Source organism: Klebsiella pneumoniae subsp. pneumoniae HS11286, assembly GCF_000240185.1.
Classification (GTDB): Bacteria; Pseudomonadota; Gammaproteobacteria; order Enterobacterales; family Enterobacteriaceae; genus Klebsiella; species Klebsiella pneumoniae.
Genome location: NC_016845.1, coordinates 2449838 through 2464089 on the forward strand (window position 1 = coordinate 2449838; position 14252 = coordinate 2464089).

Here is a 14252-nt window from a genome sequence, read left to right on the forward strand (position 1 = left end):
GCGCGCGCTGGCCGTCTCCTGTACCGATAAGTTACGGCTGCGGGGCGGCGTCGTCCTGCTGAGGAGCGGCGTCATCCTGCTGCGGCTGGCCTTCCTGCGGCGCGCTGTCCGGCAGCGAAGGCGCTTCCAGACCAAACATCGCGGCAAAATCTTGCAGCGGCATTTTCTGTCCGTTCAGCGTCACCTGGCCGTTCGCGTACTGCAGACTGCTGCTGATGGCGTTATCTTCCATGGTGGTAATGCGGAACATCTGGCCCATCGCCGCCAGGCCTTTGACCTGCTGATCGGCAAGCTTGGCGGCATCGGCCGGCTGATAGCCTTCCAGACCGGCGATCTTAGTCATAAACTCCGTCGCCATATCCACCGGGATCACCACTTTGCCGTCCAGGGACTGCACCACGCGATCCAGGCTTTCCGCCAGGGTCTGCGGCGGAGCGGTCACCTGGGCCGGATCTTTCAACAGAACCGAGAGGTTGAGGGTGCTTTCGCCTTTGGCATTGCGCCAGCTCAGCGGAGAGATGGTCACCGACGGGTTGCCTTTGAGCAGGATCGGCAGCGCATTGAACAGCGTTTCGGTGAGGGCCTGCTGATACAGCTCCGGATTCTGCGCCAGCTCCGGTTTCGCCAGCAGCGCCTGAGACTGCGCGCTGTACTGCTGACTGAACTGGTGCCACGCCTGACCGTCGACGTTATCCACTTTCAGTGTGAGTTTGCCGCTGCCCATATCCTGCCCCTGCAGCTTGAGGCTGTTGACGGTGTAGTTCACCTGGCTGTTCACGCCTTTGCCGTCCTGGGTCAGCGTCGAGCCGCCGTCCAGCGCCATGCCGTCGATCAGCGCCAGCTCTTTGCCTTCGACGCTGATGGCCAGTTTATCGAGGGTCATTTTTTGCTGGCCGATACGTTCGTTGAAGCTGGCCAGCTCGGTGGCGCCGTCGGTGGTCAGGTTGACGAAGCGCAGCTGTACCTTCTGATTATATTCATTGAGCGCATCGATCTGCCCGCTGCCGGCCTGGCCCTTCAGGCTGATGTTTTTGCCGTCGCGGTCGGCGTCGAGCTGGAACTGACCGCCGCTGAAGGTGACTTTCTCATCGCCTTTAGCGTAGTCGAGGGCGTTAAGGACGATAGCCGACTGGCTGTCGCCGCTGTAGGCAATGCGCGTATCGACGGTAAAGGGGGTGTCGCCTTTGGCTATCTCGAACAGCGCCTGGCTGGCGTCGTTTTTCACCAGCGTGGTGTGGACGGAAGCCATTGCCGGCGCCAGATTAAAGGCTTTTAACGAGGCCAGCGGGAAGGGGCCATGATCGACCACTTCGTCAAGCACCACGCTCTGACCGGCGGCCAGCCAGCCGTTAGCCTGACCGGCGATCGGCTTCACCACCAGCTGCAGATGGCTGCTGAACAGCCCGCGCTGGTAGTCCTGATAGCTCAGCTCCAGACCTGACTCCGGCGCGCTGCTGCGCAGCTGGGCGTTTGCCTGCTGCACCATATCGGCGATCCGGCCTTCCAGCTGTTTACCGGTGAACCAGGCGCCGCCTGTCCATACCACGCCCAGCGCCACGATGACTCCTGCTGCGACCAGCGATTTTTTCATAGCATTTATCCATAAATGAAGCCAGGCGGAGAGACCGCCTGGCTGAGTTATCACCAACAGTAAGCGCGACCTGAAGGGTCAGTCGCTTACTGGAGCTTATTGAAAACGCGCGCCACGCGGCCGCGGCCGCTGACCTGCACCGGCGATTCACTGGCGGCCACGAAGGCCGACTCGCCCGGCTTGAGGGTCAGGCTCTGGTCGCCTTTGCGCAGTACGGCTTCGCCGTCGACGCAGAACACGATCGCCGCGCTTGCCTGGGCCAGATCGCTGGCCTCGGCGGAGAGGTCATGCAGGGAGAAGGCAAAATCTTCCACCGGGATCGGGAAGTCGAGTTCCGCGCCGTGACGCTGCGGCTGGGTCAACAGCTCACCCGCCGGTTTAGCCTCGAACTTGACGTTAGCAACCAGCTCAGGAATATCAATGTATTTCGGCGTCAGGCCGGCGCGCAGTACGTTATCCGAGTTGGCCATCACCTCCAGCGCCACCCCCTGCAGATAGGCGTGCGGCGTTTCAGCAAACAGGAACATCGCTTCGCCTGGGTTCAGCTTCACCACGTTCAGCAGCAGCGGGGAGAAGAGGCCGCTGTCGTCCGGATAGAATTCCGCGATCAGGCGGATAGTCTGCCACGGTTCGCCTTGTTCACGGGCCAGTACGTCGCGCAGCACCTGCAGCGCCTTGGCCTTTTCCTCACCCTGCATATTTAGCAGGCTGGCAAACAGCTGGCTCAGGTGAGTCGCGTCCGGCTGCTGCAGGAAGGCGCCGATTGCCGGATGCGCGCTAGCCACCGGCTGCAGCAGGGTGACAATCTCGCTGAACTCGCGAAATGCATTCATCGCCAGGAACGGCGTCAGGGCAAAAACCAGCTCCGGTTTGTGGTTCGGATCTTTGTAGTTACGCTCGGCGGCGGAGAGCGGGATACCGGCGGCGTTCTCGCGGGCGAAACCTTCTTCCGAGGCCTGCTTGTTGGGATGCACCTGAATTGAGAGCGGCTGAGCGGCGCACAGTACCTTAAACAGGAACGGCAGTTCACCAAAGCGGGCGGCAACCTTGTCGCCGAGCAGAGCGGCTTTATCCGCGTCAATCACCTCGCGCAGCGAACGCGGCTGGCCGTCGGCCGCCAGGATCTGCGAACTGCTCTTCGGATGCGCCCCCATCCACAGCTCTGCCATCGGCAGATTGTCCGGGTTGGCGATGCCATAGAGTTCGGTTAAGGCGGTGTGGCTTCCCCATGCATAGTTCTGCACGGCGTTAATCAGCTTTTGCATTCTCAATCCCTGTTTCAAACAAAGTAAATTTTATCGCCCTATTAAACCAGCAAACGGTGGAGAAGCAACTGCTGAAAGAAAAAGTCGTCCTTGTCTCAGTTTTTGTTAAAAAATTGTGTAAGATTGTTCGACTCGCTTTTCTACAGGCACATGGAGTCCCTGCCTGAAACATAATCAGCCAAAGCAGTAAGTGAGAGTACAATGTCGAATAAACCGTTTGTTTACCAGGATCCTTTTCCGCTCAAAAAGGATGACACCGAGTATTATCTCCTCAGCAGTGATTACGTCTCCGTCGCCGAATTCGCCGGCCAGGAAGTGCTAAAAGTTGACCCTCAGGCGCTGACCCTTCTGGCGCAGCATGCTTTCCACGACGCCTCCTTTATGCTTCGCCCTGCGCATCAGCAGCAGGTGGCGGATATCCTTAACGATCCGGAAGCCAGCGAAAACGATAAATACGTCGCGCTGCAGTTCCTGCGCAACTCGGATATCGCCGCCAAAGGTATTCTGCCTACCTGCCAGGACACCGGCACCGCGATCATCATGGGTAAAAAAGGCCAGCGCGTGTGGACCGGCGGCGGCGATGAAGCCGCCCTGGCGCAGGGGGTGTACAACACCTATATCCAGGACAACCTGCGCTACTCGCAGAACGCGCCGCTGGATATGTATAAAGAGGTTAACACTGGCACCAACCTGCCGGCGCAGATCGATCTCTATGCTACCGATGGCGATGAGTACAAATTCCTCTGCATCGCCAAGGGCGGCGGCTCGGCGAACAAAACCTATCTGTACCAGGAAACCAAAGCGCTGATCACCCCGGCGAAGCTGAAAAATTACCTCGTCGAGAAGATGCGCACCCTCGGTACTGCCGCCTGTCCACCGTACCATATCGCCTTCGTGATCGGCGGTACCTCGGCGGAAGCGACGCTGAAGACCGTGAAGCTGGCGTCCACCAAATACTACGATGGCCTGCCGACCGAAGGTAACGAGCACGGCCAGGCGTTCCGCGACGTGCAGCTGGAGCAGGAGCTGCTGCTGGAGGCGCAGAACCTTGGTCTCGGCGCGCAGTTCGGCGGGAAATACTTTGCCCACGATATCCGCGTGATCCGTCTGCCGCGTCACGGCGCTTCCTGCCCGGTAGGGATGGGGGTTTCCTGTTCCGCCGACCGCAACATCAAAGCCAAGATTAACCGCGACGGCATCTGGATCGAGAAGCTGGAGAGCAACCCGGGGAAATATATCCCTGAGCATCTGCGCCAGGCCGGGGAAGGCGAAGCGGTGAAGGTAAATCTTAACCAGCCGATGAGCGAGATCCTGGCGCAGCTGTCGCAATATCCGGTGTCCACCCGCCTGTCGCTGAGCGGGACTATCATCGTCGCCCGCGATATCGCCCACGCTAAGCTGAAGGAGCTTATCGACAACGGCGAGGCGCTGCCGCAGTACGTCAAAGATCACCCGATCTACTACGCAGGTCCGGCCAAGACGCCGGACGGTTACGCCTCCGGCTCTCTGGGGCCGACCACCGCAGGCCGCATGGACTCTTACGTTGATCTGCTGCAGTCCCATGGGGCGAGCAAGATCATGCTGGCGAAAGGCAACCGCAGCCAGCAGGTCACCGACGCCTGCCACAAACACGGCGGCTTCTACCTCGGCAGCATCGGCGGCCCGGCGGCAGTGCTGGCCCAGCAGAGCATCAAGAGCCTCGAGTGCGTGGCCTATCCGGAGCTGGGTATGGAGGCTATCTGGAAAATTGAAGTGGAGGATTTCCCGGCCTTTATCCTCGTTGATGATAAAGGCAATGACTTCTTCCAGCAGATCCAGACCTCGCAGTGCGCCCGCTGCGTGAAGTAACCCACGCCGCCCTTCGGGGCGGCGCTGGTCGATGACAAACCTGATTTCGTTAGGGTGAGCGCCTTTCTGCCGGGCGGCGGCTTTCGCCTTACCCGGCCTACGAAAGACAGCAATATCAATAAGTTATGCAGTTCTCTGTAGGCCCGCGCAAGCGTAGCGCCGCCGGGCAATCCCGACGATTGCATTTTGTCAGCGGTCTGGGCCGCCCCTCGGGGCGGCTTTTTTTATGTCGCTTCGCGGCACGAACCACCAAAACAACTTATCAATCTGGCCAATACTTAGTCTTTTAAGCAGGTGAGCTTTGTCGCTATGACGCACTTTTCATCCAAGGAGAAAGTAATGACAACGCATCGCAGTGAAAAAGACTCGATGGGCGCCATCGAGGTCCCGGCCGATAAACTCTGGGGCGCCCAGACCCAGCGCTCGCTGGAGCATTTCCGCATCTCGACCGAAAAAATGCCCGGGGAGCTGATATACGCCCTGGCGCTGACCAAGCGGGCGGCGGCGAAGGTTAACCAGGATCTCGGACTGTTGACGGCGGAGAAAGCCGGGGCGATCGTCGCCGCCGCTGACGAAGTGCTGGCCGGAAAGCACGCGCAGGAGTTCCCCCTGGCTATCTGGCAGACCGGCTCCGGCACCCAAAGCAATATGAATATGAACGAGGTGCTGGCCAACCGCGCCAGTGAACTGCTCGGCGGAGAACGGGGGATGGCGCGAAAAATTCATCCCAATGACGATGTGAATAAGAGCCAGAGCTCAAATGATGTATTCCCCACCGCCATGCACGTCGCGGCGCTGATTGCCCTGCGGGAAAAAGTGATCCCGTCGCTGCAGGCGCTGCGGGCGACGCTCAATGAAAAAGCGGTGGCCTTCAGGGATATCGTCAAGATCGGCCGCACCCATCTGCAGGACGCCACGCCGCTCACCTTAGGCCAGGAGATCTCCGGCTGGGTGGCGATGCTGGACCATAGCCTGAAGCACATTGAAGCCAGTCAGCCGCATCTTGCCGAGCTGGCGCTGGGCGGGACGGCGGTAGGAACCGGGCTGAATACCCATCCGGAATATGCCGTACGGGTGGCGGCCGAGCTGGCGTCGCTCAGCGGACAGCCATTTGTCACCGCGCCGAACAAATTCGAAGCGCTGGCCACTGTGGATGCCCTGGTCCATGCCCACGGCGCGCTGAAAGGCCTGGCGGCCTCGCTGATGAAAATCGCTAACGATGTCCGCTGGCTGGCCTCCGGCCCCCGCTGCGGCATTGGTGAAATCGCCATCCCGGAAAACGAGCCAGGGTCATCGATTATGCCGGGCAAGGTTAACCCAACCCAGTGCGAAGCTCTGACCATGGTCTGCTGCCAGGTGATGGGCAACGACGTGGCGGTGAATATCGGCGGTGCTTCCGGCAACTTTGAGCTTAACGTCTATCGCCCGATGGTCATCCACAACTTCCTGCAGTCGGTGCGTCTGCTGGCGGACGGTATGGCGAGCTTTAACGAGCACTGTGCGGTGGGTATTGAACCGAATCGCGAGCGGATCAGTCAGTTGCTCAATGAGTCGCTAATGCTGGTTACTGCGCTGAATACCCATATCGGCTACGACAAGGCGGCGGAAATCGCTAAAAAAGCGCACCATGAGGGGCTGACTCTCAAAGCCTCGGCGCTGGCGCTGGGCTACCTGACGGAAGCCGAATTCGACAGCTGGGTGCGCCCGGAAGAGATGGTCGGCAGCCTGGCTATTCGCTAGCCAGCCAGAGGTGCAGGCGCGGGATAAGCAATCTCAGCGACTGCGCCTCCGGTTTGTAGCGATACTGCACATTGTCGGCATCATAGTTCAGCAGCTCGCCAATATCCGGTACGCTGACCCCCCGGCTGCCGGACATCAGGGCGATCAGCGGGCTGGGGCAGGCGTACTGTACCTGTTTCTGCTCGCCGGCGTACCAGACGCGGGCGATCGGCTGGACTTTCACCGGTCGTTTTATTTTCAGCCGCGCCCGCTGCGGCAGGGCGGCGATATCCTGATACTCCCTTTCCAGTTTGCTCTGCCACTGCTCCCGGGTCCACGGCGGCACCGCCCGCGGCGCTTGCAGGCTTTTCTCCAGCATCATCAACACCTGGTCGCGGGTCAGATTCTTGATGACGTGCTTATTGGCCCAGCCGAAGCGGATGGTGCTCGGGTCGACGAGGGGCGTCAGCGTGCGGTAGGCGCTTAGGGTGATCAACCCCGGCAAATGACGGTGTACCCACTCAAAACGGGCGGTGGGGGGCAGGCCGGAGTCGACGGTGACGATCTTCTCGAAGGTGGCCTTCAGGGCATTGATATGCTGAATACGCGCCAGCAGATCCTGCTGCTCCGCGGCGGTAACCTGCAGGCAGATAGCCCCCGGCAGGCGTACGGCGGCCTTGCTGCTGCGGTTTTCCGATTGCTGCTGGATAAACAGATGGCTGTAGTGGCGCAGGGCGCGCGCCAGGGCCGTCTTGCCGATGTGCTGCACCACCGGAATAGTGGCCATCGGATCGTGCTCGGCATCCTTACCGATCGCCGGCAGTTCAAATACCCGGCCCGCCAGCAGACGGCAGTCACTTAACGCCTGCTGGAGCGCCTGCAGCTCCAGCTCGATCTGGCGAAAGGTATTATTCAGACGTTCAACGAGGTCGTAGCTGGCCATTATTACCACCTTAGTTACAACATACTATTAGATTTTTGCAGCATACCCAGCCCGCGGCTTCTGCGCAAGTTTTATTCAGGCAGAGGTGAAATCAGGCAGCTGATGATAGACCGGCCAGCTAAAGCAGAAGCGGGCGCCGCCGAGAGGGCTGGCCTCGCAGCGCACCTCGCCGCCCATCGCCTGGGCGATACTGTGGACAATCGCCAGGCCGAGGCCGCAGCCTCCTGTCGCCCGGTCCCGGCTGGGGTCAAGGCGGACAAAAGGCTCAAACACCCGCTCGCGCTCCTCGGGGGCGATTCCCGGGCCGTCATCCTCAACCAGCAACGAAGCGCGCGAACCCTGCAGCGTCAGGCTGACCGCCACCCGCTGGCTGCTGTAGCGCAGGGCGTTATTGACCAAATTATCCAGCACCCGCTCCATCAGTCGCATATCCAGCGCGCCGTAGTTACCGTGGGTCAGCGTCGCCAGGGCGACCTCGCGCTGTGGGTTAACCATCTGGATATCCTCGACGTGATCGCTGATCCAGGCGGGAAAATCGGGAGTCGTCAGGCTGAGCTCCGTCTGCGGGCGGTCGAGGCGGGCGTAGGTCAGGAGCTCTTCAATCAGCGCCTCCAGCTGACCGATATCGCGGTTCAGCGCCTGCGATTCCGCCTCGGTGAGATTCTCGCTCATCTCCAGACGGTAGCGCAGGCGTACCAGCGGTGTCCTGAGTTCATGGGCGATGCCGTCAATCAGCTGCTTTTTGCTGGCAATAAGCGCATTAATGTTATCGGCCATTTGGTTAAAGGCCACCCCGAGCCGCTCGAAGCTGGACATACTGTCGAAGTGAATGCGCTCGCTGAGGTGACCTTCGCCAAAGCGCTGGGCGGCCGTCTCAATGCGCAGCATGTCCTGCCAGTGCGGGCGCATCCAGATAAACACCGGAAAGGCCAGAGAGATAGCAATAAACGCCATTAGCGCCACGTCCAGCAGGCGCATCTCATGCAGAAAATAGAGATAGGGCACCGGGCCCACCGACAGCACATAGTGGCTGCGGGGAATGCGCTGAATAAAGGTGTACTGATCGTCGAGGGCGACGATATCGCCGGCGCGCAGGTGCTGCATCGAGCTTTCCGACAGCTTAAATTTGCTGATCGGCTCGATGTGCAGATCAAACGATAAATTCAGGTCCAGCTCTTTAAGGGTCTTGCTCCAGTCGCGCGGCGGTATCTCCCGCAGCTCGCTGCGCATCAGATACAGCGAGCTTTTCATCAAATCGTCAAGCGACTGCCGTCCGGCGCGCTCCGCGGTAAATTTATAGACCAGACCGACCAGCATGGTCATCACCAGAAAGCAGACGAAGAGCAGAAGATAGAACTGCACGAACAGCTTTTTCATTACATTACCGCGTATTCAAGAGAAACCTGTCTGGCGCCCCAGGGGCATCTTCTGCGCGTCGGGGAGTCAATGTTATCGATATCCCCGGGCGAGGCGCGGGGAAATCATCGATACGCTATCAAAGCAGGGTTTATGCCCCCTGACAATAGCCAGCCTGGAGACAGAACGGTGAAAAGGTGACAGTGTCACTCGATGCGGTGATTTCTTCACCCTCGGTGGGAGCAGGGCAATCGTATTTTGTGCGTCGATGGATACGCTACTCACGATAATAAGGAATGTCTACCGGATAGGTGGTCGTCAGACTCAGCAGCCGACAGCGCACCAGTTTTTCCGTTTCGGCATACCAGTAAGCAAACTCGCCGGTGGTCTGGTGGTAAATCATCTGATCGAGGTTGGCAAACGGGATCACCAGCAGCGGCCCCTGGCGAACGTGGCCGCCGCCGGTTTCAAAGTGATGCTGCCCCCAGGATTGCTGGGTATGTTCATAGCGATGAAGGATCACCTCGATTTGCCCGCGCTGCGGACAGAGGAGTCGAATATCGGCGTTGTCGAGGGAAAAAGCCCAGCCAGAGAGAGAAGTGAACAGTGAGAGTGCCAAAAGTACAACGTATTTCATCATGCAAAAGTCCTGTGTTTTCAGGCTTTATGCCACTCTGACAGCGGTAAGTCCTTGAGCACAATCATATTGAGGAGTTATGTGATGGGGTTCTGTACGGCTAATTCTATTGATTTAATCAATATGACAAGTTCCGGTGATGAATGTGCGCGCCAGGGACGAACGCAGCAGGCAGCAAACGTGATAACTTTGCCGCCGGCGAGCGCGCGATGAGCGGGCCCCTCGCAGGGCCGCAGAAGGGCTGCTTAGTTATCCCAGGCGTGAGGGGCGAACAGGTAGCCTTTGTTGCGAACGGTCTTAATACGATAGGGCTCCGTGGCGTTGTCGAGCAGTTTTTTGCGCAGGCGGGAGATAGCCACGTCGACGCTGCGATCCATCCCGTCATAGGTAACGCCGCGTAAATTTTTCAGCAGTGCGTCGCGGTCCATAATCTGCCCGGCGTGGGTGGCCAACTCCCACAGCAGATCGAAATCGGCGGTCGACAGGGCGACGTTTTCTCCGCCAAGCAGCACCTGGCGGTTGACCGGGTCAATGGTCAGCGAGCCGAAGGAGATGGTTTTATGTGGCGTGAGCGTTGAGGAGGCGGATCCGGCGCCTGCCGGAGCAATATGCTGGCGCAAATGCAGACGCAGTCGCGCCAGCAGGACCGCTGGCGGGGTGGTTTTCAGAATATAATCGCTGGCGCCCATCTCCAGGGAGAGGATATGGTTCATATCGCTGTCGAGCGAAGTCAGCAGGACAATCGGCCCTTGCCATTGCCCGCGCAGATCGCGACAGAGCGTCATTCCGTCCTTGCCGGGCAGCATAATGTCCAGCAGCACCAGATCCGGTTTCTCCCGCGCGATCACCTCCTCAGCGCGGTCGCCGCGAGGCTCGACCACCACATCCATATCATGCTTGCCGAGATAGGCGGCGATCAGCGTGCCTACCTCAGGGTCATCCTCAACAAAAACGATTTTATTCATGTCTATTGCACATCAGTAAAAGAAGTAACATACACCGCACTTATTTTACCCGCCATTACTCTTTTATAAACAGCGTTAAATCCGCTATGCTGCCCTAACTTATTGATTCACTGTTAAGGCATACGGGCATGGGGCTGTTAATCAAAGGGCTGCTGGGAGCGCTGGTGGTGGTGCTGATTGGCGTGCTGGCGAAAACCAAAAACTACGCTATCGCTGGCCTGGTCCCGCTGTTTCCCACCTTTGCGCTCATCGCCCATTATATTGTCGCCAGCGAGCGGGGGATCGAAGCCCTGCGCGCGACCATCGTATTCGGCATGTGGTCGATTCTTCCCTATTTTATCTATCTGCTGTCACTGTGGTATTTCACCGGGATTATGCGCCTGCCGTTGGCGCTGGCAGGCGCAGTGGGATGCTGGGGGCTGTGCGCCTGGCTGTTAATCCTCGGCTGGAGCCGTTTCCACTAGCGCAGCGGGCGGCCGCCGTCGACAGCGAATGAGCGGCCGGTAACGTAGCGGCTGGTAAACAGGTAATCGATGAGATCGCTAATCTCTTTTTCGCCAGGGGCGATTTTCATCAGCGATTTATCCAGCGCCTGCTGACGATAGGCCTCGTCGTCACCCTCATTAAACATGATTAGCGACGGCGCGATGGCGTTGACCTTAACCTCTGGCGCCAGCTTGCGAGCGAAGGAGCGGGTCATGTTATCCAGGGCGGCTTTGCTGGCGGCATAGGCGATATGTTTGTCGCTCCCGCGCTCCACCACGTAATCGGTGATATGGATAATGTCGCTGGCGGCATGGCCGTGGCCGCGCAGCAACGCCTCCAGCGCATGGTTGAGCAGATAGGGGGCGTGGACGTGGATCTGCATCATGCGGTTGATGACGGCGCTCAGCGGGACGCCCGGCTTTTCCGCCATCCAGTCGCTGGCGTTATGGATGATGGCGCGCAGACCGTTGGTGTGTGATTTGACCGCTTCAGCGAAGGTCAGAATGCCGTCATCGCTGCTAAAATCGGCCTGCAGGCAGAGCGCGCCCGCTTCGCGCAGGCCGTCAATCGCCGGATAGGGCGTACGATAGCTGACGATGACCGGCTGGCGCTGCTGCAGAAAATGGTGTGCCAGAGCGAGGCCGATGCGGCGGCCTGCTCCTGTGATCAGAATCGGGCGGGGCTGTTGTTCAGCCATGGGTATCTCCTATGCGTTCTGCGGCAGGGCGACCGCTTACCCCACCAGCATCCACGTTGCCGGCACAGCGGCAACCAGCAATAAACCAATTAGCGCCACTTCGCGGCGTTTGAGCGAACGATCGTGCTGGTGCGTACGTCGGGCGTACAAAAAGACCAGAAGACCCGGAGCGTAAAGTACCACCGACAACAGCAAATGCACAGGCCCCGACGCGTATAATAACCATATGCCATAAATACAGGCGCCGATAGCCACCGCTTTATGCAGCGGGCGAGTGGCGATTTTCAGCAGAAAGGCGCCGACCAGCAGATAGGGCACGAGAATCATCTCAGAGGCAATGGTCAGCAGCGTGCCGTAGTCCGATCCGGTCAGCCAGATCAGCACCAGCGATACCTGAACGCTGATATTGGTCAACCACAATGAGGCGGAGGGGGCGTTGTTGCTATTCTGACGGGCAAACAGGCGCAGGAAGGCTTTATGAGTGGCGGCGAGGAAAGGCACCTCCGCGGCCATGATGGTCCAGCTGAGATAAGCGCCGCACACCGACACGATCAGCCCGGCGGCAATGACGATCTCCCCCCATGACCCCATCAGCCTGACCATCAGTCCCGCCATCGACGGGTTGCGCATTTCGGCCAGTTCGCTGCGCGGCACAACGCCCAGCGACAGCAGGGTGACCAGCAGATACACCGCGAGGGCCGACAGCACCGCCAGCAGCGTCGCGCGGCCAACGTCGCGCTTGTGTCGCGCCCGCGCGGACACGACTACCGCCCCCTCCACGCCGATAAACACCCACAGGGTGATCAGCATGGTGTTTTTGACCTGCTCCCCATACCGGCACGCCCAGCGCCAGGCCGCTAAAATCGAGGCGGAACGTATCCAGCTGAAAGGCCAGGGCGGCGAGCGCGACAAAGGCGCCCAGCGGCAGAAGCTTGGCGAGGGTGGCCACCAGGTTAATCCCCGCTGCCGTCTGGACACCGCGCAGGACCAGAAAGTGGACGACCCACAGCAGAACCGACGCGCCAACGATAGACTGCCAGGTATTACCATCGCCAAACAGGCGCAGCTCAGGGGTATCGGTGAAAAAACTGAGCGCCGAAAAGACGATAACCAGATAGGAGACGTTGGCGATCACCGCGCACAGCCAGTATCCCCAGGCGGAGCAGAAGCCGATCAGTTCGCCGAATCCTTCGCGAGCGTAGGTGAAGATCCCGCCGTCGAGGTCGGGACGAATACGGGTCAACAGCAGCATGGCGAAAGCGAGAAACAGGATCCCGACGCCGGTGATGGCCCAGCCAATGAGCAGAGCGGAGGGGCTGGCCACGGCAGCCATATTTTGCGGCAAACTGAATACGCCAGCGCCGAGCATTGAGCTAAGGACCAGGGCGGTCAGGGCGCTCAGGCCCAGTTTCTTTTCCATTGCATTCCCGAGGTGAAAATGGCTGTTCCAGAATATTTATTTTGCGAAATCGCATAAAAATGGAGGATTGCGCTAAGGCGCGGGATTTTACGGAGTGTCCGGGGGCCATGCAATGGCGGGGGATGAAAAAAAATGAAAAGGCGGCAATGCGCCGCCTTTTTAGCCAGCCAGCAGCGATTATTTGTACAAATCGGCGCTGATGGTGATGTTGCCGCCGCGTTCCTGCCACTGGCGGGTGATGTGGTAGTACTTCGCCCCTTTCTTCGCCGCGCGTTTCGCCGTCTGATAGGAGATTTCGGTCATGTTGCCGTAGTTGCCGGTGAACTGGATGTTATCGAACGGCACCATTTGCGCCGCAGTCACTTTGTTCACTTCTTCGACCTTAGTGCCGTTCGGCAGAGTGACAGTGTAACGTCCACCTTTCGAAGACTGAGTCTCAAAGAAACGCCCAACGCCGGTACCCGAACCCACCGCGGCGGTGGTGGCAACGCCCGGAATTTCAACGTTCTTCGCCGCTTCGCCGCCTTTGGCCAGCGCTGCGCGGCCAGCTTCAGAGTCAGCCGGGATAGCGTCCGGGCTCTGCAGCACGCGTTTTTCAGCATCTTTTTTGTAGATATAAGCGGTAATGCGCTGGTTGCCGCCCTGGTTGGCGTCAACCTGGCGGACGATAAAGAACGCATAGGCGCCTTTTGCTTTCGCCGCTTTGGTGATGGCGTCGTTGACTTCCGGCTGGCTGCGATAGAAGCCCTGAACGGTGACGGTGTCGTAAGGCATCAGCTCAACGGCCTGATCTTTCGGCAACTCCATCACGCCGTTGATAATGCGATTCTTCGGCGCATCCGCTTTCGGCGCGTCTTCTTTATAAAGGTCAGCCGTGACGCGCCAGTTGCCGCCATTGCCGTAGTCCGACGTGTCGACAACATAGAATGAGGCCGCGCCGTCTTTGTCGGCTTTGCGCGATACTGCCTGTACCGCATCGCCAATGGCATTAAACCGGCCGGTGACGACAACGCGATCGTAGGGCTTCAGCGCAGCCGCCTGCTCCGGGGTCAACTCGGTCGCTGCATGGGCAGACAACGTGGCGGTTGTCAGGAGAGCAGACGCCAGGAGGGTGTTTTTAAGCTTCATAAAAATAATCCTTTGCCTTGCGCAAACCATATACTGGTGTTGTTGTTGACTGAAAACGTTTGATTATTGCATTTAATCGCCGTGACTGTCTGCGTCAATTTTTGCTTGCCGCCCGAATCGTATACTACGGAAAGATAACATTTTTCGATATGTTGAAAAAACAGGCGCTTGACCAGCAAAAACGATAATCAATACCA

Annotated in this window: 13 protein-coding genes; 3 read left to right on the top strand and 10 right to left on the bottom strand. The window is 58.9% G+C overall.

What is annotated here, in order from left to right; genetic code table 11:
• Positions 1–31: 31 nt before the first annotated feature.
• Together KPHS_24180 and KPHS_24190 are read right to left on the bottom strand one after the other, a co-directional pair.
• Complete coding sequence (locus KPHS_24180; protein YP_005226718.1) at positions 32–1591, bottom strand: YdgA family protein; 1560 nt, start codon at positions 1589–1591, stop codon at positions 32–34.
• An 86-nt stretch (positions 1592–1677) separates the two neighbouring features.
• The gene (locus KPHS_24190) at positions 1678–2856 is read right to left on the bottom strand and encodes a mannose-6-phosphate isomerase (RefSeq protein ID YP_005226719.1); all 1179 of its coding nucleotides are present in this window, start codon (positions 2854–2856) and stop codon (positions 1678–1680) included.
• Between the two features lie 201 nt (positions 2857–3057).
• Between KPHS_24190 and KPHS_24200 the strand changes: the two genes are divergently transcribed.
• Together KPHS_24200 and KPHS_24210 are read left to right on the top strand one after the other, a co-directional pair.
• Positions 3058–4704 (top strand): fumarase A (fumarate hydratase class I), aerobic isozyme, encoded by a 1647-nt coding sequence (locus KPHS_24200; RefSeq protein YP_005226720.1) that lies wholly within the window; start codon positions 3058–3060, stop codon positions 4702–4704.
• A 339-nt stretch (positions 4705–5043) separates the two neighbouring features.
• On the top strand, positions 5044–6444 hold the full coding sequence (locus tag KPHS_24210; RefSeq protein ID YP_005226721.1) for a fumarate hydratase: 1401 nt from the start codon (positions 5044–5046) through the stop codon (positions 6442–6444).
• On the opposite strand, the gene KPHS_24220 is transcribed toward KPHS_24210, so the two are convergent.
• The 4 genes from KPHS_24220 to KPHS_24250 form a co-directional block, all read right to left on the bottom strand.
• Positions 6434–7366 (bottom strand): DNA replication terminus site-binding protein, encoded by a 933-nt coding sequence (locus KPHS_24220; protein YP_005226722.1) that lies wholly within the window; start codon positions 7364–7366, stop codon positions 6434–6436. The two genes, KPHS_24210 and KPHS_24220, sit on opposite strands and share 11 nt — an antisense overlap.
• 75 nt (positions 7367–7441) lie before the next feature.
• Positions 7442–8743 carry a sensor protein RstB gene (locus KPHS_24230; RefSeq protein YP_005226723.1) on the bottom strand — a complete coding sequence of 434 codons (1302 nt, stop codon included), beginning with the start codon at positions 8741–8743 and terminating at the stop codon, positions 7442–7444.
• 256 nt (positions 8744–8999) lie between these two features.
• Positions 9000–9362: a hypothetical protein gene (locus KPHS_24240; protein YP_005226724.1), complete on the bottom strand. Its 363-nt coding sequence runs from the start codon at positions 9360–9362 to the stop codon at positions 9000–9002.
• 242 nt (positions 9363–9604) lie between these two features.
• Positions 9605–10324, bottom strand: coding sequence for a DNA-binding transcriptional regulator RstA (locus KPHS_24250; protein YP_005226725.1), 720 nt, complete (start codon positions 10322–10324; stop codon positions 9605–9607).
• A gap of 128 nt (positions 10325–10452) precedes the next feature.
• On the opposite strand from KPHS_24250, the gene KPHS_24260 reads away from it, so the two are divergent.
• The gene (locus KPHS_24260; RefSeq protein ID YP_005226726.1) at positions 10453–10788 is read left to right on the top strand and encodes a GlpM family protein; all 336 of its coding nucleotides are present in this window, start codon (positions 10453–10455) and stop codon (positions 10786–10788) included.
• On the opposite strand, the gene KPHS_24270 is transcribed toward KPHS_24260, so the two are convergent.
• The 4 genes from KPHS_24270 to KPHS_24300 all read right to left on the bottom strand — a co-directional run bounded on the left by KPHS_24270 (position 10785) and on the right by KPHS_24300 (position 14234).
• Positions 10785–11507: a short chain dehydrogenase/reductase family oxidoreductase gene (locus KPHS_24270; protein ID YP_005226727.1), complete on the bottom strand. Its 723-nt coding sequence runs from the start codon at positions 11505–11507 to the stop codon at positions 10785–10787. The two genes, KPHS_24260 and KPHS_24270, sit on opposite strands and share 4 nt — an antisense overlap.
• Positions 11508–11543: 36 nt before the next feature.
• Positions 11544–12317, bottom strand: a complete 774-nt coding sequence (locus KPHS_24280; protein YP_005226728.1) for a putative arginine/ornithine antiporter — start codon at positions 12315–12317, stop codon at positions 11544–11546.
• 787 nt (positions 12318–13104) lie between these two features.
• A complete protein-coding gene (locus KPHS_24290; RefSeq protein YP_005226729.1) occupies positions 13105–14055 on the bottom strand; it encodes a DUF1471 domain-containing protein in 951 nt (316 codons plus the stop codon).
• Positions 14052–14234 carry a hypothetical protein gene (locus KPHS_24300; protein YP_005226730.1) on the bottom strand — a complete coding sequence of 61 codons (183 nt, stop codon included), beginning with the start codon at positions 14232–14234 and terminating at the stop codon, positions 14052–14054. The genes KPHS_24290 and KPHS_24300 overlap by 4 nt, the downstream gene beginning before the upstream one ends.
• Between the last annotated feature and the right edge of the window lie 18 nt (positions 14235–14252).